This window comes from Bacillus sp. FJAT-50079 (assembly GCF_018343515.1).
GTDB lineage: Bacteria > Bacillota > Bacilli > Bacillales > Bacillaceae_C > Lederbergia.
Window position 1 is genome coordinate 181281 of the sequence record NZ_JAGYPD010000005.1, and the last position, 23627, is coordinate 204907.

Here is a 23627-nt window from a genome sequence, read left to right on the forward strand (position 1 = left end):
TGTCTTACACCTCCACCTTTTGATCAAGTAATTTACATGCGATGAAGAATAATCCAAGGGCGATCATGGCATAAATGATAAGAGGGATAACCGGTAATGGCGCTGACATCGTATCAAAAGTCCAGCCAATCCCAGATTCATACGAAACAGCATATGAAGTCGTAATATCTAGCTCCCAAGCAAACAAGTAATCCCGAACGAACTTTAATTTTGAAACAAATGTTTCTACGATATTGCATGCAATGAAAATAACGAAAAGGATTAACCAGCGGAACTTTTTAATCACTTGTACTCTTTCCAGGGAGTGATACACGGTCCAAAGAAAAATGACCCAAACGGTCGTGTACAATCCAATAACAAGTAGAACGATATTCGTTAACATAACTGCATGAACAGGTAGCGGGATGTCTTTATAGATAAGTAGCTTTACCAATAGCAACCCATAGGTACTAACGAACACTTGTGAAATGATTTGAAACAATAAAGCTGTCGTTATTTTTGCTAGTAGTAATTTTGCGCTGCTTTGCGGATTATAAAGCCATAATTGTGTCTTCCCTTCAATTTTCAGTAAAGAATAAACCGTAACTGGCATAAAAAACAAATGGATTGGAAGTATCAGCATAATCAACAGAGGGATGACCATACTCGGCTCATCTAACCGCTTTGAAAAATAGCTACCTAAACTAATTGCGATAAAAATAAGAATAAGGTATGTAACATACCAAAACCGTGAAATACATATTTCCTTTTTTAACAGTCCGATAAATGGTTTCATTGAAACCCCTCCGCCTTGTATTAGTGTTCTATTTGAATAGTACACTAATACTCAATGATACGTCAAGTAACTATTTCAAAAAATAAGAAAATGGGTAGATGCCTAAGTAGCGGAAATGAATCTGTCTCGCTTATTGACGGAATAAAGAGGCGTTGACGATAAAAACTTATTTATGTACTTGATTTCGATTAGATGCCGGGAAGCGGACGAATAGGATCTTCCTTATGAACATGATTTTGATAAAAAAACAGTGTGAGAACGATTAGCCTCTTTCTAATGAACTGAATTTCTATTAAATACGAGGAAGAGAGAGATGAGAACCTTCCTTATACACCTAAATACAAAAAGATATCGAAAATAAGCATTGAAAAAAAACAATGTCCTATTAACCGCAATACATAAAAGCAGATAATATCAGTCTGTTATTATTTTATTCAATAAAAAAACGCCGTTGCGGCGGCGTGTTTATTCCAATTCAAGTTCATCCAAATAAACTTCATTGATTTTCTTTAGTTCATTTGTTTCAAGATCATATTTATATATGGTCATTGTATTTCCGCCATCATAGGAGGAGTTGCCCGACAACACACCAAATTGTCCATCACCTAATGAAACAAGATTATCAAAATATTGATCCTCATTATCATGATGATCTTGATAAATTACTTCCGTCCCGCCACTCGTAATTAAAATTCCAATAAGTAAACAAATGAGCGTTATCCGAATCCTTCTTAATTCTTTTGTCTGTTCATTATCCATCATCAGTTATCCTCCAAAAAAGAAATCAAGCACATTCCCAGCTGTTGATGACTTTTTATTGTAAAATTCTGAGTAACCGCAATTTGTGCAGTATACAACGAGAAATTGATTATGCTGAACATCAAAAACTTTTGACAGCCCCGTCCCTGTCATCGCTACTTCCTTCGTTTCTGCCCGAGTACTTCCACATTTCACGCAGCCTTTTTCGCTCATTTTGTTTCCCCCTTCATTAAAGTCAAATAATCCTTACTATCTATACGTCGATTACTAGCCATTTGTTTCAACTTTTCAAAATCATTAAATCATTTTATAAAAGGTCTTGACTTTTTCTTTTTTAATGTCTACTATATAAACACAAATGTATTTAACAGAAAGACATATGAGGTGAGGAAAAATGAAAAACTATGTATCTATTGGACTGTTAGGACTAGGGACAGTCGGTTCCGGAGTTGTACAGTTAATTAAAAATCATCAGGAAGATCTTGCTCATCAAGTAGGCTGTGAAGTACGAGTAAAAACGATCCTTGTTCGTGACGCTGAAAAAGCACGCGATATTCAAATTGGTCAAACTTACCTCACCACAGATCCAAATGAAGTATTACAAGATCCAGATATCGACATTGTAATCGAAGTAATCGGGGGCGTTGAAGAAGCCCGTGAACATATTATTCAAGCATTGGACGCTAAAAAGCATGTCGTAACAGCAAATAAAGATTTGATTGCTTTACACGGTGTAGAGTTACAAAAAAAGGCGGTTGCCAATGGCTGCGATCTCTTCTATGAAGCGAGTGTTGGCGGTGGAGTTCCAATTTTAAGAGGGCTAACAGAGGGACTTTCTTCCGACCGTATTCAGAAACTTATGGGAATTGTGAACGGAACAACAAACTATATTTTGACAAAGATGGACGAAGATGGGCTTTCCTATGACACTGCATTACAAGAGGCACAGGATCTTGGCTTTGCAGAATCAGATCCAACGGCCGATGTCGAAGGAATTGACGCTGCCCGTAAAATGGCTATTTTAGCAAGATTAGCTTTCCATACGAATGTTGATCTTGATGATGTGGAAGTATCTGGAATTAGCAATGTATCTGTTGAAGATTTAAACTATGGGAAAAAACTAGGATTAACAATGAAGCTAATCGGTCATGCTACGATTGACAATCAAGAATTAGAAGTAAGCGTACAGCCGACATTTCTTGCGAAAAACCATCCACTAGCTTCTGTAAAAAATGAATTTAATGCGATTTACGTAAATGGTGAAGCAGTTGGAGAAACAATGTTTTATGGCCCAGGCGCTGGAAGCTTGCCAACGGCTACAGCTGTCATGGCTGACGTTGTTGCGGTAATTAAGAACATGCGTCTCGGTGTGAATGGAAAAAGTGTTGTCGCACCAAAATTTGAAAGCTCATTGAAAACTCCTGATCAACGCTTTGGAAAATATTATTTCCGCCTCCATCTAAAAGATGAAGTTGGAGCATTTTCAAAAATTACAAGCTTGTTCAATGAACTAGGCATTAGCTTTGAACAAATTTTACAAACACCACTTAGCAAAGATGAATTAGCGGAAATCATTATCGTTACACACCGTGTTTCATTAGAGCTTTTCCAAAAAGCATTAATGGAATTAAGAGATTTAGAAGTTGTAAATGAAGTTATTAGTCACTATCGAGTTGAAGGAGATGTAAAGAAATGAACTGGCCAGGATTAATTGCAAACTATAAAGACTACTTACCAGTAAACGAAGAAACACCTGCATTGACACTACAAGAGGGAAACACACCGTTGGTACATCTCTCCAATTTGTCAAAACAACTCGGTATTGAGCTATATGCAAAAATTGAAGGCGCCAATCCTACGGGTTCTTTTAAAGACCGTGGGATGGTAATGGCGGTCGCAAAAGCGGTTGAAGAAGGAAGCACATCGATTATCTGTGCTTCAACTGGGAATACATCAGCGGCAGCCGCTGCATATGCAGCAAAGGCAGGCATTCGAGCAATCATCGTCATTCCTAATGGAAAGGTTGCCCTTGGAAAGCTTGCCCAAGCAAAAATGTACGGTGCCGAAATTGTAGAAATTGAAGGAAACTTTGATGAAGCGTTAAACATGGTACGGAAAATTAGTGAAACATCTCCAGTTACACTTGTGAATTCCGTTAACCCATACAGACTTGAAGGTCAAAAAACAGCTGCTTTTGAAGTTTGTGATCAGCTTGGCAGCGCCCCAGACATTTTAGCCATTCCAGTAGGAAATGCCGGAAATATTAGCGCTTATTGGAAAGGATTTAAAGAATATAATGAAGTAAAACAAACAGGTCTTCCGAAAATGTTTGGTTTTGAAGCGGAAGGTGCAGCAGCCATCGTTCAAGGACAGCCAATTGCTGAACCAGAAACAGTCGCAACAGCGATTCGCATCGGGAACCCAGCAAGCTGGGAGCTCGCTGAAAATGCTCGTGATGAGTCCGGTGGAAAAATCAATTCCGTGTCCGATGCAGAAATTCTCGAAGCATATAAATTACTAGCAAGCACGGAAGGTGTATTCGCTGAACCTGCTTCATGTGCTTCCATTGCCGGCGTGCTTCAGCAAGTAAAAGAAGGCAGCATCGCAAAAGGCAGTAAAGTTGTTGCAGTACTAACAGGTAATGGCTTGAAAGATCCAGAAACAGCAATGGATGAAATCAAAATTGATTCTGTCGTACTACCAAACGATGAAATAAAAGTGCTTGACTACATAAAAGGCGTGGTAAAAGCATGACAAGGTTTACCATTAAAGTACCAGCAAGCACTGCCAATCTCGGGCCGGGTTTCGACTCGGCCGGAATGGCACTTACCCGTTATTTAACATTGCATCTAGAAGAACATGACGAATGGATGTTTGAACACCATTCTGTTCATTTACCTGAAGTAAATGACGCAAAAGAACATTTTATTTATCAAATTGCCAAAAAGACAGCGGAGCATTTCGGAGCTTCCCTTCCCGCCGCACATGTCGTCGTTGAAAGTGAGATTCCATTGGCGCGCGGGCTTGGGAGCAGCTCCTCCGCTATTATTGCTGGGATTGAGATTGCCAATCAGCTTTGCAAACTTCATTTATCCAAAATGGATAAACTATACTTCGCCGCTGCCATTGAGGGTCACCCCGATAATGTTGCCCCTACTGTACTTGGTGGACTCGTCATTGCTTCTCAATCTTCAAATGAAGAAATTAACTATTTTCAAAAAAAAGATGATAATCTTGATTTTATCGTTTATATCCCATCGACAGAGTTAAAAACAGAAGCATCAAGAGAAGTATTGCCTGAACAATATTCTCGTCAAAAAGCAACGAGTGCTAGCGCCATTGCTAACGTTATGTTTGCTAGTTTAATTGCCGGCGATTACGAACTAGCAGGCGAAATGATGGAAAAAGATTTATATCATGAGCCATATCGTGCTTCTCTCATTCCAAACTACGAAAAAATTCGTCATGAAGCAAAAAAACGAGGAGCATATGGAACTGTTATTAGTGGTGCAGGTCCAACAATGCTCTCACTCGCTCCAAAAGGAAAAGGTGCGGAAATTGCAGCAGCTTTGCAAGATTTGCTGCCTAACTATTCGGTTGATGTATTGGAAATGGATTTACATGGAGTGCAGGTTGAAGAAAAATAATATATGGGTAATGGAAAATCAATGTTTTCCATTACTCATTTTTTGCATTTTTCACATAAATCATTGATAATAATGACAAAGGAGGCGGCTTGTATATGGATCATTTTACTTTTTGGAATCCGACGAAATTAATTTTCGGAGAAGGGCAAGGAGAGCAATTTAAAACAGAAATACCGAAGTATGGAAAACGAGTGCTACTTGTTTATGGTGGCGGCAGTATTAAGAAAAATGGATTGTATGATCAAGTTATAAACAATTTAAAAGAGATAAATGCTGATATTTTTGAGCTTTCAGGAGTCGAACCAAATCCGCGCTTATCAACAGTACATAAAGGCGTCGCCATTTGTAAGCAAGAAAGCATTGATTTTATTTTAGCCGTCGGCGGTGGCAGTGTCATTGACTGCACAAAAGCAATTGCGGCTGGTGCAAAATTTGATGGCGATCCATGGGATTTTGTTATGAAAAAGGAAGTGGCCACCGATGCGCTTCCGTTTGGAACGATTTTAACACTTGCCGCTACGGGGTCTGAGATGAATGCTAACTCGGTCATTACGAACTGGGAAACAAAAGAAAAGCATGGTTGGAGCAGCCCTGCTGTCTTTCCGAAGTTTTCAATTCTGGATCCTGTCAACACATTTACAGTCCCTAAAAATCAGACAATCTATGGAATTGTAGACATAATGTCACATGTATTCGAACATTATTTTCATCAAACTAAAAATACCCCATTGCAAGACCGAATGTGTGAATCAGTCTTATTAACGGTAATAGAAACCGCGCCAAAACTATTAGCTGATCTTGAAAATTATGAATATCGTGAAACGATTTTGTATTGTGGAACGATGGCTTTAAACGGAATTTTAAATATGGGCTACCGCGGTGATTGGGCAACACATAATATTGAACACGCTGTTTCAGCGGTATATGATATTCCTCATGGCGGAGGGCTGGCAATTCTATTTCCAAACTGGATGAAGTATAATCTCCATGTGAATCCAGCACGCTTTAAAAAGCTTGCAGTCAATGTGTTTGGAGTTGATCCAACAGGCAAATCGGATGAAGAAGCCGGATTAGAAGGTATTGAAAAGCTTCGCGAGTTCTGGAATAGCATTGGTGCTCCATCAACATTATCCGACTACGATATTGATGATAGCAAACTCGAAGAAATGGCTGATAAAGCAGTCGTCCATGGAGATTTTGGTAACTTTACAAAATTAAACCGTGAAGATGTTCTCGCTATTTATAAGTCATCATTATAATAAGAAAAGCGCAAGCGCCCGTTTAGCGACGTAACAAAAAGTTGGTGCTTTGACGTGGCCGATCCTCAAAGGAAACACGGCGAAGCATGAAGTTTGCTAGTCGCTGGGCGGCTGGGCTAGACAAGAATATTCTTCCTCTTTATTAAAAATCATGAAAAAAAACCTGAGATATAACGACTCAGGTTTTTTTAAATCGAGTTCTAACTAATATAATTCCCAACTAGTTAATTGCACAACCTCATTCTTTCACTTCAATCTGATGTTCCTCATGTTCATGCAAACCATCGTCGTTTTGTACATGAATTTGAATCGAATAGGTGCCAGCTTGCTCAAACGAAAATGCTGCGCCATATTCACCACTTTTCGTTTCGGCGGCATCGATCCAATCACGTTTATCAGAAACATCATCATTCCAAATTTCAAAGCGGACGCGCGCCTTTTCCATCGGTCCTTCATCATCTTGAAGATGGACAATGAGCTCCGTTTCTTTCCCTTTTTCAACATTTTCAGGGTTCATGAAATGCATGCTAAATCCATCCGCCGCGTGTCCATGATGATCGTGATCACCATGATCGTGCTCCTCATGTCCATGATCTTCTTGCTCGGTGATGGCATCACCAACCGTAATTGTTTTTTTCGGCATAACATGCATTCCTCTTGCCGTTACATGAACTTGTACGTGATAAATCGCATCATGATCAAATGCTTTGTCAACTTCATACGTTCCATCTTGATTATTTTTCGCCTCAAGCATTTCTCCTTCTTCTTTTTTCCCTTCTTCCCAAACTTCGAATTCTACCTCATCCGCATCTGTAACTTTTTCTTCTCCTTGGGTAACAATTGATTGTAACAAGACAGTTTCTCCTACATCTGCAACCTCCGGAGTAATTAATTCTACCTCAAGTATTTCCGGAACGTCTTCCTCACCGCTATTATTTTCATTGCTACCGCATGCCGCTAAGACAAGGGTTAATATACTAATAAAAACAAACCAACGTATTTTTTTCAAATTTCTTCTCTCCAATACCTATTAATTTTCTTCTAACCTAAGCATACACTGCTTTTGTGTGAACGATGTGAAGTTTTCGTTACAAAAGAGGGATCATTCATTTTCAAGCAAAAGCGGCAATCGAATCGAAATCGTTGTGCCTTTTTGAAGTTCGCTTTCAATTTCCAGCGTTCCGCCATGGAGCTTTGTTAACTGTTCCACAATCGATAATCCTAGCCCAGTCCCTCCCTCTTTCCTTGTCCGAGCTTTATTGACTCGATAAAATCGTTGTGTTATTTTTTCTAAATCAACTGGTGGAATACCTTTCCCATTATCCTTTATACGGATTATACCGAACCCCTCTTCTTTCTTTAGAGAAACAAAAATCTTTCCAGCTTGCCCCGTATAGCGAATCGCATTATCAAGTATATTTAAAAGCATTTGTTCTAAACGTTCACTATCTGCATTCACAATTAATTCATAATCGAGCTGTTTGTCTAATTGAATCTGTTTATCCTTTACAAGTTGATCGACCTTTTCTAACGATTCTTCAATCGTTTGCGCTAACGGAATCGGCATCTTCTCCAAGCTAAATTCCTTCGATTCCAGCTTTGCCAGTTCCATCAAATCTCCGACGAGCCGCTCCATCCGCCGCGATTCCCGCAAAATTATATGCTGATATTTCTGTACGTCTTTTTCAGGGGCAATCCCCATGTGGATCGCCTCTGAGTATCCTTTTATATAACTTAACGGCGTACGCAGCTCATGGGACACATTTTCCAAAAATCGTCTTCTTTCTTCGTCTTCTTTTTGAATTGATTCAGCCATATCATTAAAGGTTTGTGCTAGTTGACCAATCTCATCATCTTTATATTGGGCAATCCTAGCTGATAAATTTCCTTCTGACACTTGCTTTGCTGCCAATTTCATTTCCTGCAACGGTTGAATGACATGGCGTATCCATTTAACCCCAATTGTTAAACCAATAATTAAAAACAAAGCTGCCCCTGCAATCCAATAAAGCGTATAATAGGAAGTCATTTCGCTTACATTTTCTAATGGATAATATAAATAAATAATTCCTTCTAATTTTTTCTCGTCTAACAGTGGCACGACAACGGAGATTACTTCGCGATTTAATCGTTTTACAAATCCTTTATGATAAACCGTTTCTCCATTTAGTAGCATTTCACGGTCCTCACCATTAATCAGGGCATCGTAATCGACTTCAAATGGAAGGCACATACTTAATTCACGTGGATTCCTTACCGCAAACACTTCAAAATTGGATTTGCTATTAAAAAAATTGATTTCATCAATAAATGAATCGGTGACAGGTCCTTTCTCATAGGAATGAGCTAAGCGCTCTCCTGTCATCTGTAACTCACCTTCCATATTTTTCACGTAGAAGCGTTCGTATAAAACATTAGAAAAGAAATAGGCATAAAAAATTGAAGCAATCAAAGCAATCAATAAGACAAAGGAGAGTTTACGCGAGAGACTAATTTTCATTTTAGCACCTCAAATTTATAGCCGCTGCCCCATATCGTTTGAATACGACTCCCTGCTTCCTTTCCCATCTTCATTCGTAATGTTTTTATATGTGTGTCCACCGTGCGTGGGCCGCCTTGATAATCGATCCCCCAAACGAAATCTAATAACTCTTCCCGTGTATATACTTTTTCAGGACGACTCATTAACATTTTAAGCAGTTCAAATTCTTTATATGTAATATTAACCGGCTTATTTGCAATCGTAAGTGTTCTCGCATCGATATCAAGCTTGATTACTCCATATTCAATCGCTGCATTTGATTTGTTTTCATACGATGTTCTTCGTAAAACAGCATCAATTCTAGCAACAAGCTCACCAGGAGAAAATGGCTTCACAATATAATCATCGCCGCCAAGCTGAAGTCCTTTCACTTTATCCCATTCTTCCCCCTTAGCCGTTAAAAAAATAATCGGGATCCGGCTAGTTTTTCGTATATGCTTGCAAATTTCAAAGCCATCTATTTCAGGCAGCATAATATCTAACAAAATTAAATCGACTTGATTATTTGCTAATTTTTCATCCACTTCACGATCGTCAGCCGCTTCAGACGTTTCATATCCTGAATTGTGTAAATACATAGCAATGAGCTGCCTCATATCAGCCTCATCATCAACAATTAATATGTTTACCATTCTTCCACCTTCTCACGTGTAAAAATGACGAACGGTCCTTTTCCAACCTCAGCTTGCCGTTCAATTTTGAGCGTTTCTGGATTAAGCCAATAGAGTGTATCACTATCAAACCCAGCCACAATTACGTTCCCAGCAAAAAAGCTTAAAGCAAACGGATTTGCTCCGACTTCGACCTGATTTATAAGTTGCTTTTCTTCATTGAAGTGGTAAAGCATATTTGTACCGTGACTTATTGCATAAATGCCAAATTCATTTTCATAAAAGTCCACTGGCATCAGCGGAGCAGAAAGTTCTTCTTTTAACTGATCAGATTTCAATGAATAAACAGAAATAAATGATTGTGCTTTATTGCCTGATCCATGTCCACCAAGCCATAATTCATCTGCATCCTTTCGAATAAGCATGCCCGTTGCGGAAGGAATGATCTTCATTTCTGCTTCAAGCGTAAGTGTCTGCAAATCAATGATCGATAGCTTCGTCCCTTGGTACGAAGCAACGTACACATGTTGATCATCTGCCTGCATCGTTAATGGATAGGTATCCGTTTTTATATGATTCGTTTCTTTTCCTGAGTAATCAAAAAAGCGGATTTCATTGCGAATTTTATCTGTAAAAGCTAATTTTGAAATTGATTCAATATCGAGTCCATTCGTAATCCCTTTACCTGTCTTAATCGAGCTTTTTTGTTCCCCTGTCTTTAGGGAAAATATATCAACTTCTTCAAGCTCTGTTCCGTATAAAATTAATGTATCTCCATCCGAAAGCAGTCGGCCTCCCGTATACATCTTATTTAAATGCCAGTGTGCAATTCTTTTACCGGTTTCATTTAAAAAATCAATGCCATGGTCCCGCACGTTTAATGTCGCAACAAATGGCTGATTCTCGTCAATCGGAGCATACTTTTCCTTCTGACAGCCACTAAGCAGAATGCATACAAACGTTATAACGAGGACCCATTTGTTGTTATTCATTTTCTCACACCTTTATCGTGATCAGCTTCACATCTACCAATAATCATACATGAGATTTGTGATATTTTGATGAAATGACTATGGACATTTAAAAAAATAACGTAAAACGGAGCAAATTTTGATTGAAGTGTAGCGCAGTGCCGTGCGTTTTTAATTTAATTGCGCCACTTTGAGGGTGAATTGCGTAAGTTTCGGAGTAATTGCGCCACTTCGAATGTTAATTGCTCCACTTTCGCCCATAATTGCGTAACTTCTACCTTTCCTACTAAAAAGACTATTAATAAATTTCCTTTTAACGAAATTTATCAATAGTCTAGACGTACATTCACTTAAATTGAATAGGTTCCATATCTTCATAAATGGATTTCATCTCATATCCGTTATCTTGTAAATAAATAAGTAATTTTTCGATATGATCTATTGTTGATTGTTTTTCGTGCAATAAAATGACGAGTGGCTGTTTATTAACCAATTGCTCGATTTGCTCAATTACATTCTGTACATACGATCCGTTGGTTAGTTTCCAGTCAGTTGAATCGATATTCCAATCCCACATAAGCAAATGTTCCTGATCGATAGCAGTTCTAAACGGAGCAGTTACATAAGGCTTAGATCCATATGGAGCTCGAATAAGTCTCGTATGAACATTTGTAAGTTCTTCCACACGATTAATCGCCTGTTGCATCTCAGCTATAAAACTAGCAGGGGATTTATATATCTTTGCAACCGTATGGGAAACCCCATGAACACCAACCGTATGCCCCTCCTCAACCATGAGCTTTACTGCATTCGCATGCATGTTCATATTTGGCTCCAGCATAAAAAAAGTTGCTTTCGCATCATATTTCTTTAGTATTTGCAGCAATTTCTCCGAAGATGAATGCGGACCATCGTCAAAAGTTAAATAAACCACTTTTCCAATTTGCAATTGTGATTGAGGTTCGCTCTGCTCCTTCTCTTCTTTCATGATTTCTTCTTTTCTTTCCAGATCCTGATCTTTTTCTTCTTGTTTATAAGAGGCATTTGGTTGATTAGCATGATGTTTCTCTACGATCGGCTGATCAATTTTCACGACTTCTTCAACATTATTTTTTGCCAATGTCTGATGCTCCTTTGTAATATCTTTGGCATTAGTAAAATAGTAAAATGAAAGAATCGTAAGAAGCAACATCCCTCCTACTAATATTTTCCCCCTGAGATTTAATTTCACCCTTTTTCTCTCTGTCTCCCCCACTTTTTCTCATCCCTTCAACATGTTTCGACTTACTTCATCATATCTTTTATTTGAGTGAAAAGGGTAACAAAATAATGACAATATTTGCTATGAAAATTGTCACTTTTTTGTTACCCCGTATATATTTGAGATTGATATACTTACTATTAATGGAGGTTTACATATGAAATATTTATTTCTGGCCATTCTTTCTGCCTTCTTTTTATCTGGTTGTATTCGAATTCAATCAAATACATCTTTAATGATTCCACCAGAGCTCCCAGGTAAGGAGGCCGAAATTACAGCTGCCTTTTCAACTTATTTACCGAAAAATGCCGAGTTACTCACACCAGTAAATAATCAGATCAATGGTCCTACTTTACTTGTAGATCTAGATGGTGACGGAGTCGATGAGGCCGTGCTTTTCTATAAGACAGAAGATCGTACTGAGCGGCTCAAAGGCTTGATTTTGTCCTATAAAAATGGCTGGAAGAAACTTGCCGAAATCGATGGGATTGGAACGCGCCTGATCGATTTACAATTTGCAGATTTGTCGAATGACGGAAAAAAAGAAATCATTGCTGGTTTTGCTTATTCGGAGAATTCAACTGAGCACGGTTTACTCGTTTATGAAATTTTTTCTAATCATACCCCTACACTGTTATTAGACTCCGCCTATACGGGATTTCTCTTGGATGATTTTGATCATGGCGGTAAAGATAGTCTTGTATTACTTAAATTTGATAAAGGTAAGCAAAATACCGTGTTTTTGTATCAATATCATGATCAGCATTTACAAATAATGAATCAACTAGAGCTTGATCCATATATCAATGGCTACGAAGAGATCATTAGCGGTCAAATCTCACAGACTAAAAAGGGATTGATGCTTGACGCTGGCATCGGAGCACATTCAGCAACAACGTTTATTATTGAAGTGAAAGGCACCCATTTACTGGAACTATTTACAGATAACAAAGATCTAACTTATAAAGCATCAATGGTTTTTAGTAAAGATACAAACCATGACGGTATTCTTGAATTTGGGATGCTAGAGGAGCCTTATATGGAAGAACCTCTTCCTTATGTAGAAACAAATTATTTCACTGTATACTATCAACTAGATGATCAATTAAATGTAAATAAAACGGCTAACTACTTTATTAACTATGAATATAACTATCAAATTGAATTTCCACTTGATTCACCAGCATTAGAAATAAGATCATCGGAAAATCGCAAGTATATCGAGGTTTTACACCCGAAAACGAAGGAAGTTCTTTTTGATGTATTCGTTTCAGATATGCAGCTACAATCACAATCAGACTGGAAAAAACTAGCCGAATCAAATAATTTAGTTTATTTAACAAAGACGATTGATTACGACAAGTCCATTCAATTTACATTGTTAAAATGATAGAGGGGTTACACATGGAAAAAATATTGATCATTGAAGATGAAGAAAATATTCGAAGCTTTATTTTAATTAATTTGAAAAGATATGGGTATAGCGTTCTTGAAGCAGAAAGCGGGGAAATGGGTTTACAATTATTACGTGAGCATCACGATATTTCCCTCATATTATTAGATATTATGATGCCAGGAATCGACGGATTTCAAGTATGCAAACAAATTCGCGAAACGAATCAGCAGATCGGCATCATTATGCTAACCGCAAAAACGATGGAACTAGATAAGGTTCAAGGTTTGCTGAACGGTGCTGATGATTATGTAGCAAAGCCGTTTAGCCCGAATGAATTAATTGCTAGAATTCAATCTCTATTGCGGAGAATTCACATTCAAACGAAGGATAAAATGAAAGGTCTATCCCTAGATCGCGCCCAAAGATGCTTAATTAAAGATGAGAAAAAAATTGAATTATCTCCGACTGAATACGACATACTATCATTGCTTGACATGGCCAAAGGCGAAGCGATCAGTCGACATGATATATTAGACGAAGTATGGGGTGTGAATTATCTAGGTGATCCTAAAATTGTGGATGTCAATATTCGGAGAATTCGCCGGAAAGTAGAAATAAATCCATCAGAACCAGATTTTATTCAAACAATTTGGGGATTCGGATATAAATGGGTAAAAGAATGAACAGGAAAACAGGCATTCAGAAACGATTGTTCTTTCAGCACTTACTGATCATCTCTTTAACTGTTTCACTATTGGAAGGCGTTTTTTTTGTTAGTATCTATCAATATTATTACAAGTCAACAGAAGAAATGCTAACCGCCCACGCAAAGACATCAGCTAATTTTGCGATGCGTTTTTTGGATATTTCCCCTTTTAACATTCAATTAAATTTATCAAAATTATTAAATGAGTTCATGATGCCCCAAGCTGAGATGCAAATTATTTCTCCTTCAGGCGATATCATCGTCTCCTCAACTGGATTTCCAACGAACGAAACGATTGATACCGAGCAATTGCGGGCTGCAACGATTGAGCAACCGGCTGCATGGAAAGGTAGAAGTAAAATAGCTGATGAACGAATTATGGCGACCATTGTTCCATTGCAATATGAGGACGAAACATTCATCTACTTCCGATATGTCATCTCGCTTTCATTAATCGATCAGCTTTTTTGGAAACTAAGCCTGTTTGCCATTGGCATCGGAATTTTGATTATTTCACTCGTCATGCTATTTAGCGTCATCTTAGCTAAAAAAATTACGACACCATTAACAAATTTAACAGAGGCTTCAAAACAGCTCGCAGAGGGACATTTTACAACAAGAATTAATGAAAATTATATCGGGGAGCTCGGGACATTGGCAACCTCGTTTAATGAATTAGGACGGTCCTTACTGCAGCATGAAAACCTAAAAAATCAATTTATTTCTTCTGTCTCACATGAACTAAGAACGCCTCTTACAAGTATAAAAGGGTGGAGTGAGACATTAATTTCCGGCAGTTTAGATGATATGCAGGAATTGATAACTGGCCTACAAATCATTACAAACGAAACAGACAGACTGAAAACAATGGTAGAAGAACTGCTTGATTTCTCACAGTTTAATCATCAATTATTAAAAATAGAGAAAACGACATTTCCTATATGTACACTTATTTCTGAAGTCGTGCTTCAATTCGATAAACACTGTAAAAGTAAGCAAATAAGCTTACAAGTGGAAGCAGTACCTGACATTCTCCTCTACGCTGATAAAAATCGTATAAAGCAAGTATTCATTAATCTAATCGATAATGCGATTAAATACAGTGACCAAGGAGGAAACATCACAATTGACGGAACCGTAGATCAAGCATCTTTAATATGCAAAGTTCGTGATACTGGCGCAGGAATTAATAAGAAAGATCTACCAAACATTATGGACCCTTTTTATAAAGCTAATGAAAACGTAGCTGGGGCTGGACTTGGATTAGCGATTTGCCAACAAATTATAAAATTGCATCATGGCCAGCTTACAATTGAAAGTGAAGAAGGTACCGGCACCATTGTTACCGTTATCCTTCCTCTTTAATTATAAAAATAAATCCCCAAACGTGTCTGGGGATTTATTTTTATGCGTAAACAATTGTATTTTGTTGAGATATAATTTTTCCTGCAACAATTTCCTGTACCTCTGCCCCATCTAACGTTTCTTTTTTCATGAGGGCTTCAACAAGCTGGTGGAACACTTGATCATGCTTTTGAATCATTTGCTCCGTATTTTCAAGGGCCTGCTGGAATAATTCCTGCATTTTCGTATCTTTTTCACCTTTTTGGAATGTTAATGTAAATCCATCTTGAAGCATTCCTGTATCAACCATCTGTTCTAAAATATGTTTGGCCTGCTGGACATCTCCGCTTACACCAATGCTATGCTCACCGAGATGTACTCGCTCAGCGACTCCACCTGCTAAAATCATACTCACTTGATCTAGCAATTCACTCGTTGTTGTTAAGTGGAGTTCCTTCTGGATAGGAGCTACATAGCCAAGTGCTTGTCCACGTGGGATAATCGTTGCTTTACGCACTGATCCTGGCTTCGTAAGTTCTTGAATTAATGCATGTCCAGCTTCATGAATCGCAACACGGCGCTTTGTTTCTGGATCATTCAATGCCCTTGATGTGCTTCCGAGAATCGTTCGATCAATCGCGTAATCAAGATCTCCCATATCGACTGTATCTCTGCCTTCCCTAACTGCTTTTCTGCTTGCAGATTCAAATAATGAACTGATTTCAGCACCTGAGAAGCCTGAAGTACTTTCAGCGAGGGTGTCTAATGAAGCAACAACAGCATCGGAAAGACGTTTTCCCTTCGTATGAATATCGATGATTTCCTTACGTCCTTTCATATCTGGAAGCGGCACTTGGAATGTAAAATCGATTCTTCCTGGACGCAGGAACGCATCATCAAGCATATCCTTTCGGTTCGTCGCTGCAATGAAGAGAATTTGATCGTTTTCATGCCCGCCATCAAGCTGAACGAGAAGTTCCGTCAACGTTTTTTCCGCTTCTTCTCCACCATGCGCTTTTCGTTTCCCTGCAAGTGCGTCGACTTCATCGATGAAAATAACCGCTGGAGTTTGCTTTCTTGCATTTTCAAATAAACTGCGAACACGCGATGCCCCAACTCCGACAAATAGCTCTGTAAATGCCGAGCCACTAGATGAGTAGAATGTAGCACCAATTTCTTTTGCCATCGCTTGGGCTAACAATGTTTTACCAGTCCCTGGTGGTCCATATAATAGAATACCTTTCGGCGGCTTAATCCCAATTAATGCCGAGCGTGCTGGATCTTTAAAAATTTCTAATGTTTGATGAATCTCTTCCTTCATTTCTTCAGGAAGTCCGCCAATATCATCTAATGTAATTGATGGTAGTGGTGTCACCTTCGACGTGCTTTGTTTCATTTTTGCAGTGCCGACTCCACCCTTCTTCCTTACAACGATCGCTGTTGCAATCAGCATAAGAACGATCGCACCAAGAAGAACATTATTAACTGTACTCCCGTTGGAATATTGATAATTAATATGATATTTTTCTACCAATTGCTCTACTAACGGGCTATTTGGCCGAAAATGAGAAATATATTTTCCGTCTGGTGTTTCTATATATAAAGTACCGTTGGACATTTCTTTTAAAGTAACCAATTCACCATTTTGCGCTTGAATCGTTTTTTCAATTGCCGAGAATGGAATGACGGTTCCTTTATTAAAGCTTACTAATGCCCATACAATACATGCAATAACGACAACTAAACCAATGGCTAAAGGAACAATCTTCGCTGCGATTTTGGAATTCGACTTCACTGTTCCATCTCCTTTGTTAATATGAATCTATTATAGTATACATCGAATAGAAATAAAGATCATTAGACATATTATGACATTTACATGAACCCTTGAATTTTTCACAAAAAAAAGAGGACTCACCTTTGTAGGCAATCCTCTCCACCTTTTTATTATTCGTTGTCTAACACATTTCTCCAATCTAAATAGCCTGTATCAAGCCCGCGAAGTAAAATTTCCGCTGTTCCCATATTCGTTGCAAGCGGAACATTGTATACATCCGATAAGCGCATGAGAGCGGAAATATCTGGCTCATGCGGTTGTGCTGTTAATGGATCGCGGAAGAAAATGACCATATCCATTTCATTTTGCGCGATATACGCTCCAATTTGCTGGTCACCGCCAAGTGGGCCCGATTGGAAGCGATGCACGTCTAGTCCTGTCGCCTCTGTGATTCTTTTTCCTGTCGTACCTGTTGCAAACAGACGATGTTTTTCTAAAATGAGTTTATATGCGATTGCAAATTGAACCATATCTTCTTTCTTTTTGTCATGAGCGATTAATGCAATATTCATCCATCATCATTCCTTGTCTATTTTAATTTCAACTGGCATTTCAACTTTCACCTGTTCCGCGTAATCCATCCATTCATATTGACGGAGCCTTACTTCAAATAATCTTAGAGGGCCGCGAAACGCTTCAGGATTCGATGTCATTTCCGCCAATGCCGACTGATTCTCTTCTTTCTCAGCTTTGATTTCTTCAACCATCTTTTCCAATTCCGCAATTGGCTCTCGGAAAAAGATTTGAATATCTCTTTCAATTGCTTTTTCGAACAACTCAAACTGCTGGAAAAACTGAGTAGAAATAGCCGTGGCCGTTTCTTGGAAACTTTCATTTTGAATAAAGTTTTTAAACGTGTTTGTTAATACCGTATTATTTTTCGGGAGTACACCTAAAAGTTTTCCCGCTCCTTTTAATAATACTTGCGAAGGTGTTCGGCGCAGCATAATGTTTTCCTGCTCAATGTGAACGGCGCTCGTCATTCGATCGGCATCACGGCGCCAATCATTAAGTACTTGAAAATCACAGCTTAAATGAATTCTTTCTTCAGCGAGCATCGCATTAAAGGCTTGCTCCCACTCACTCAACTGCTCTTGGCTTAATTCAAATTCATTTTTCGAAAAAGAAATCCAATCTTGAAGCGAGCTTGCGTAAATGGGCATGACATTTTCCTCAATGTACGAGGCAATTCGTTTATTCATCTCTTCGTTCAATGCAATGTGAATCGTTTTAAAATCACTATCATCTTTTATAATTTCTGATGTATTTTTAATAATCTCGGGAATTGTTTTTTCAAATTCAGCTTTAATTTCATATTTAATCGTTTGAAATGCCTCTTTGATCACCCGTTTCTTTTCATCAACAAGATCATCAAGCTGATGAATCGAGCCTTTTAGTTTACCTAAAATATCTTCGTCTTGATCAACGGATTTGATTAATTCCTGCTCAACAATGACCTGCTGTTCGATTAATTGTGCAAGCAATCTTCGAATTTCCGCCAACAACCTCGTTACTCGTTTACGCTTCCATTCATCTCTCTGATCGCGAATCGATTCAAGCCATTGCTCCTCTATATCGAAAACATGTGCAACTGGAAAATAAGCTTGGATGTTCTTCCTTAAATCATCCAATGACGTTTCAGGGCTCTCGGACCGCAGCATAAAATCAATGTGAAGCTCGGGCAGTTGCTCTTTTATATGTATAAGCACGAGCTGCTCATCATGTGTAAAAGGAGCATTTGTATTTAAGGTAAATAAACAATGGTCGGCCAATCTCGTCAATGGATGACTTGCCCACTTATTTTCTGGAACATATAAAATCGATAAAGACTGCGGCAACGCTTTTTCATTGTTCGTCACTCGATCTTGATAACGATCAATGGTTGATTGATCATTGAACAATACATATTGGTTTGATAGATCGGACATCTGCCCAATCAACGTTAAAGTTGACTCATCCATATGAATTTTATGTCCATCAGCCCAGTTTTGGATTTTGCGGAATAATGTGACACTCTCCGTAAATAATTGATCTTCATTTTGTGAATCAGCTAAAAGGGCTTCTGCCTTGCTAACCATTTCTTCTTCCATATATTCTGAAAATAAATCATTCCACGCTAGTAAACTAGCAGCTGCTGCAAAAGCAGTCGAAGAAGAAGCAATGTTTATCCATGCTTTTAAAAGGTCTGGTGCGATATCTTTGCAGACGGAAATCGAATATTTCCCACTTACCATTTTCATATAGGCAGACTGATATAAAGTAGGTAATTGCTTCCATTGATAATCAAATTGATTGTCGTTTAAAAATGAATTTATCTCTTGAAGCCATGTAAAATAGGTGTTTTCCTTTTGATAACTGCTCCACAGATCAACCAAAAGTTTTTCTAATTCCTTCATATCGATCGACGCTAACAGCGTCAGTGCTGAGATAAAATACCCAGGTGGTTTCGTTATGTGCCCAGCTTTTGCATATTTACTAAGCAGTTGAAACCATTCCAATGACTTCGTCCGAACGGCTTCATTCACAGCTAGATCAACAGCGCTTTCCCAGTCATTTTGTTCTTCAAAAAAAGCCCGGGCAATTGTCGTTACATTTGGGTAACTCGGATTCAGAACGACGACATGCTTCATCATTTGATCCGCCTCAGCAATCCTTTGTTCTGATAAATATAATTCAAAAAGCTGTAACGTAATTTCCGTATTTAACGTAAGTGAATCCGTCGAAATCGATCGATATAAATTTTCAGCTGTTTCGAACAATTCAAGCTCAAGATAAGCATCCGCCATGTTTTTTTTCGCCCATGGCTCCAACTCATTCTGAATATTTTCCCATTTATAAATGGCTGCTTCGAAATCTTGCATTTGGAAGTATACTTCCCCTTGGGCAAAGCGAATATTAGAAAGGTCGGGAATTTCTTTCTTCTGTTCCGAAAAATATAGGTTACCAAGAACATTCGCTGGATGCTCCACTTTATCCGCTTCTAGAGTAAATGTTTCATAATATGTTTTTTGGATCAACGAATTTTCCAGTGTCATTCCTCTCACCATCTTTCTTTCGTAATCATACTTTATGATCTGCTGGATAAACGAGACCAATTTGTTTTCTTGCCTCAGCTAAAATACGAGCGGTAATCAGTGAGTGATCGTATGAATTGATCATTGATTCTCTCTTTCCCGCTTGTATTAGGCGAAGAAACTCCTCTACTTCATAATACATAGATGGGTGTTCTGTTTCTTCGTTAATTTTTTCCAATTCCCCATTACGATAACGAATTTCAAGTTTTCCCGGTGTCGATGGATTTTGGATGATCATCGTCCCTTCTTCTCCTTGAATTTCGATTGGCAAATAAGAGGTCGATATTTTTGAATGAACAACGACTGCTTCAAAATCATCATACTTCAATAAAACCATCCCATTCCCATCAACACCTGACTCTAACATCACTCCATTCGCCTTTATACTTTTTGGTTCGCCAAATAGTAATACGAGTGGATAAATGCAATAAACGCCAAGATCCATTAAAGAACCATTTGAAAAGATCGGGTTAAATGCATTTAATATATTCCCTTCCCGATACGCATCATAACGCGAAGAATATTTGCAATAACTTGAAAAGTACATTCTTACTTTTCCAATTTTATGTATATGCTTTTGAATCGCTTTAAAACTTGGTAGAAACGTTGTTTTCATCGCCTCCATTAAAAGCACTTGATGCTTTTTCGCCGTTGCAATCATCGCTTCGACTTCTTGTGGATTTGAAGCCAATGGCTTTTCGCATAAAACATGTTTATTATTTTGCAAAAATACAATTGATTGCTCTGCATGGAAAGAGGTTGGACTTGCAATATAAACGGCATCAAGACAATCACTCTTTGCCATTTCTTCTAGATTTGTGAACACATGCTTCACATCATATTTGTCGGCAAATTGTCGGCCCTTTTCTTCTGTCCGCGAATAGACGGCCGTTAATTGAAAATCGGGTAAATGTGATGCTGATTGAATGAACTCTTCTGTAATCCAGTTCGTTCCTACGATGCCAAAACGAATCATTCAAATTACCTCCTATTTATTATATATGTTCAAAATAGCTCCAGTTATGGGCAAGGAAAATTCGGTTTGTCGTTTTCACCTGACTTTTTGAACATCATAGCGAATTATGTATATATCTACTATATTGCATTTTTCTTCATCTTGCATCGTTCTTGTTAGTTGGAATGATATTTTTTCTGTTTTTTTATTTTTAATCTTTATAATCATAGAAGGTTGTGGTAGAATGTTCTGTATATTCTTGTCGAATTTAATTTTATACGAATAAAAGTAATGATGAAGAAGGCTTGTAAAGAAAACGATAGAGAGTCGGTGGTTGGTGGAAACCGATGTATTGTTTACAAATTGCCCAGCACTTCTGAACTGGCCATGGCCCGGCGTTAGCCGTTACTGACTCGAGGCTGTTACAATTTGTTTTCGCCTCGTTTAGCCCCTACCATTTATTATAGATGAGGCATGCAAAGATATGACTCTGTGGGCTAAACAATGAAAACATGATTGAATGGCGAACGAGGGTGGCACCACGATCTAACGTCCCTCATAACTAAACGCAATGCGTATGTTATGGGGACGTTTTCATTTTTTCATCATGCTAGATCATAATTATTACAAACCAAGAAGAGGGGATTTCAAACCATGTACAAAATTTTAGTATCAGATCCAATTAGCGACACCGGGCTTAAAGCTTTGTATGACCATCCAAAATTTGTGATTGATAAAGTTTCTGGATTATCAGCAGCTGAACTGAAAGATATTATTGGTGGTTATGACGCTTTAATTGTGCGCAGCCAAACGCAAGTAACAGAAAGCATTTTGGAAAATGCGAATAATCTTCGCGTCATTGCTCGTGCTGGTGTCGGCGTTGATAATATCGATGTGAATGCCGCAACAAAAAAAGGGATCATTGTCATTAATGCACCAGGCGGAAATACGATTTCTGCTGCCGAATTGACAATGGCAATGATGTTATCTCTTGCTCGCAGCATTCCTCACGCTCATGCATCCACTTCAAAAGGAAAATGGGAACGCAGTTCTTTTAAAGGTGTGGAGATGTACGGAAAAACACTCGGTGTTGTCGGCATGGGGAAAATTGGTACTGAAGTAGCCAATCGAGCAAAAAGCTTCGGCATGAGAATTCTCGGCTATGATCCTTATTTAACAGAAGAGCGTGCTGAGCATTTAGGAATTTCGAAAGCAACGCTTGATGAAATTGCCAAAGATGCTGATATTATTACAATCCACACACCTCTAATTAAAGAAACTCGAGGCATTATTAATGATGAGTATCTTGCAAAAACGAAAAAAGGCGTTCGTATCGTCAACTGTGCACGTGGTGGAATTATTGATGAAGCAGCTCTTGTTCGTGCGCTAAATTCTGGACAAGTAGCAGGCGCAGCATTGGATGTGTTTGAAACAGAACCATCACAAAACTTTGAGCTTCTCGGCCATCCAAATGTGATCGTAACCCCGCATCTTGGTGCATCAACTGTGGAAGCACAAGAAAAAGTCGCTAATGAAGTGAGCGAAGACATCATTGAAATTTTTGAAACTCACTCGATTCGTCACGCAGTCAATATGCCGTCAGTTTCAGGTAAAACACAGAAAAAACTGCAACCATTTATTGACCTAAGCGAGCAAATCGGAGCACTTGCTGTTCAACTTTTAAATCAAGCGCCTGAGCGAATTGAAATTAATTACTTCGGTGAAATTACAAAAGAGGATACAGACCTTGTAACAAGAACGATGATCAAAGGCATTCTTGCCCATCATTTAGGTGATACTGTGAACATGATCAATGCCATGCATTTAATGAAAGAGCAAGGTGTGACATCAAACGTATCAAAAACATCAAAAAGTAAAGGTTTTGCAAGCTATGTCGAGCTTTCTCTATATCGTGGCGATACAAAATCTACGATTGGTGCAACGATCCTAAATGGCTATGGAGCGCGTATCGTAAAAATGAACGAATATCGCGTTGACGTAAGACCTGAACAATATCTGCTATACATTAAACATCATGACATTCCTGGCATGATTGGTCGCGTTGGAACGACTCTCGGTAATTTCGATATTAACATCGGAACGATGCAAGTTGGACGTGCGGACGTTGGCGGAGAAGCAATCATGGTCTTAACGCTCGATAAAATCGTTGAAGAAAATGTGATCGAAGCATTAACAAGTTTAGAAGGTTTAGAAGCTGCACAGTTTCTTGAGCTAAACGAAAACCTGCTTGGATAATATGATATGAAAAAGGACCAAACTCGGATAGGAGTTCGGTCCTTTTTTGTGATTAGAAATTCGAATGATGGCTTAGAAATTCGATCTATGGCTTAGAAATTCGATCTATGGCTTAGAAATTCGATCTATGGCTTAGAAATTCGATCTATGGCTTAGAAATTCGATCTATGGCTTAGAAATTCGATCTATGGCTTAGAAATTCGATCTATGGCTTAGAAATTCGATCTATGGCTT

General features: G+C 38.4%; 20 protein-coding genes. 8 read left to right on the forward strand and 12 right to left on the reverse strand.

The window, feature by feature from the left end; genetic code table 11:
- Positions 1-4: 4 nt before the first annotated feature.
- From KHA95_RS14605 to KHA95_RS14615, 3 genes are all read right to left on the reverse strand, one after another.
- The gene (locus tag KHA95_RS14605; RefSeq protein WP_213138259.1) at positions 5-775 is read right to left on the reverse strand and encodes a hypothetical protein; all 771 of its coding nucleotides are present in this window, start codon (positions 773-775) and stop codon (positions 5-7) included.
- Positions 776-1240: 465 nt separating this feature from the next.
- A complete protein-coding gene (locus KHA95_RS14610) occupies positions 1241-1537 on the reverse strand; it encodes a hypothetical protein (RefSeq protein ID WP_213138260.1) in 297 nt (98 codons plus the stop codon).
- 3 nt (positions 1538-1540) lie between these two features.
- Entirely contained in the window at positions 1541-1747 is a 207-nt protein-coding gene (locus tag KHA95_RS14615; protein WP_213138261.1) for a zinc ribbon domain-containing protein, read from the reverse strand.
- Between the two features lie 181 nt (positions 1748-1928).
- On the opposite strand from KHA95_RS14615, the gene KHA95_RS14620 reads away from it, so the two are divergent.
- From KHA95_RS14620 to KHA95_RS14635, 4 genes are all read left to right on the forward strand, one after another.
- A complete protein-coding gene (locus tag KHA95_RS14620; RefSeq protein WP_213138262.1) occupies positions 1929-3230 on the forward strand; it encodes a homoserine dehydrogenase in 1302 nt (433 codons plus the stop codon).
- Positions 3227-4288 carry a threonine synthase gene (gene thrC / locus KHA95_RS14625; protein ID WP_213138263.1) on the forward strand — a complete coding sequence of 354 codons (1062 nt, stop codon included), beginning with the start codon at positions 3227-3229 and terminating at the stop codon, positions 4286-4288. Before KHA95_RS14620 ends, thrC begins: the two co-directional genes overlap by 4 nt.
- The gene (thrB, locus tag KHA95_RS14630) at positions 4285-5181 is read left to right on the forward strand and encodes a homoserine kinase (RefSeq protein ID WP_213138264.1); all 897 of its coding nucleotides are present in this window, start codon (positions 4285-4287) and stop codon (positions 5179-5181) included. Before thrC ends, thrB begins: the two co-directional genes overlap by 4 nt.
- A 95-nt stretch (positions 5182-5276) precedes the next feature.
- Positions 5277-6440, forward strand: coding sequence for an iron-containing alcohol dehydrogenase (locus tag KHA95_RS14635; protein ID WP_213138265.1), 1164 nt, complete (start codon positions 5277-5279; stop codon positions 6438-6440).
- Between the two features lie 238 nt (positions 6441-6678).
- On the opposite strand, the gene KHA95_RS14640 is transcribed toward KHA95_RS14635, so the two are convergent.
- From KHA95_RS14640 to KHA95_RS14660, 5 genes are all read right to left on the reverse strand, one after another.
- Positions 6679-7449: a FixH family protein gene (locus KHA95_RS14640; RefSeq protein ID WP_213138266.1), complete on the reverse strand. Its 771-nt coding sequence runs from the start codon at positions 7447-7449 to the stop codon at positions 6679-6681.
- A 93-nt stretch (positions 7450-7542) separates the two neighbouring features.
- A complete protein-coding gene (locus tag KHA95_RS14645; RefSeq protein WP_213138267.1) occupies positions 7543-8940 on the reverse strand; it encodes a sensor histidine kinase in 1398 nt (465 codons plus the stop codon).
- Positions 8937-9614 (reverse strand): response regulator transcription factor, encoded by a 678-nt coding sequence (locus tag KHA95_RS14650; RefSeq protein ID WP_249316938.1) that lies wholly within the window; start codon positions 9612-9614, stop codon positions 8937-8939. The genes KHA95_RS14645 and KHA95_RS14650 overlap by 4 nt, the downstream gene beginning before the upstream one ends.
- Positions 9608-10585, reverse strand: a complete 978-nt coding sequence (locus tag KHA95_RS14655) for a YncE family protein (RefSeq protein ID WP_213138268.1) — start codon at positions 10583-10585, stop codon at positions 9608-9610. The genes KHA95_RS14650 and KHA95_RS14655 overlap by 7 nt, the downstream gene beginning before the upstream one ends.
- A gap of 325 nt (positions 10586-10910) precedes the next feature.
- Positions 10911-11819 (reverse strand): polysaccharide deacetylase family protein, encoded by a 909-nt coding sequence (locus KHA95_RS14660; protein WP_213138269.1) that lies wholly within the window; start codon positions 11817-11819, stop codon positions 10911-10913.
- Between the two features lie 163 nt (positions 11820-11982).
- Here KHA95_RS14660 and KHA95_RS14665 point away from each other — a divergent pair, with 163 nt between their 5' ends.
- The 3 genes from KHA95_RS14665 to KHA95_RS14675 are packed head-to-tail and all read left to right on the forward strand — an operon-like array spanning position 11983 to position 15292.
- Complete coding sequence (locus KHA95_RS14665) at positions 11983-13215, forward strand: hypothetical protein (RefSeq protein WP_213138270.1); 1233 nt, start codon at positions 11983-11985, stop codon at positions 13213-13215.
- A gap of 14 nt (positions 13216-13229) precedes the next feature.
- Positions 13230-13904 carry a response regulator transcription factor gene (locus KHA95_RS14670; RefSeq protein ID WP_213138271.1) on the forward strand — a complete coding sequence of 225 codons (675 nt, stop codon included), beginning with the start codon at positions 13230-13232 and terminating at the stop codon, positions 13902-13904.
- Complete coding sequence (locus KHA95_RS14675; protein ID WP_213138272.1) at positions 13901-15292, forward strand: sensor histidine kinase; 1392 nt, start codon at positions 13901-13903, stop codon at positions 15290-15292. Before KHA95_RS14670 ends, KHA95_RS14675 begins: the two co-directional genes overlap by 4 nt.
- 40 nt (positions 15293-15332) lie before the next feature.
- On the opposite strand, the gene KHA95_RS14680 is transcribed toward KHA95_RS14675, so the two are convergent.
- The 4 genes from KHA95_RS14680 to KHA95_RS14695 form a co-directional block, all read right to left on the reverse strand.
- Positions 15333-17066, reverse strand: coding sequence for an AAA family ATPase (locus KHA95_RS14680; RefSeq protein WP_213138273.1), 1734 nt, complete (start codon positions 17064-17066; stop codon positions 15333-15335).
- A 152-nt stretch (positions 17067-17218) separates the two neighbouring features.
- Positions 17219-17620, reverse strand: coding sequence for a methylglyoxal synthase (gene mgsA, locus KHA95_RS14685; RefSeq protein ID WP_213138274.1), 402 nt, complete (start codon positions 17618-17620; stop codon positions 17219-17221).
- A gap of 6 nt (positions 17621-17626) precedes the next feature.
- Positions 17627-20143, reverse strand: coding sequence for a tetratricopeptide repeat protein (locus tag KHA95_RS14690; protein WP_213138275.1), 2517 nt, complete (start codon positions 20141-20143; stop codon positions 17627-17629).
- A gap of 25 nt (positions 20144-20168) precedes the next feature.
- Complete coding sequence (locus tag KHA95_RS14695) at positions 20169-21158, reverse strand: Gfo/Idh/MocA family protein (protein ID WP_213138276.1); 990 nt, start codon at positions 21156-21158, stop codon at positions 20169-20171.
- Between the two features lie 633 nt (positions 21159-21791).
- On the opposite strand from KHA95_RS14695, the gene serA reads away from it, so the two are divergent.
- Positions 21792-23393 (forward strand): phosphoglycerate dehydrogenase, encoded by a 1602-nt coding sequence (gene serA / locus KHA95_RS14700; protein ID WP_213138277.1) that lies wholly within the window; start codon positions 21792-21794, stop codon positions 23391-23393.
- Positions 23394-23627: the final 234 nt, after the last annotated feature.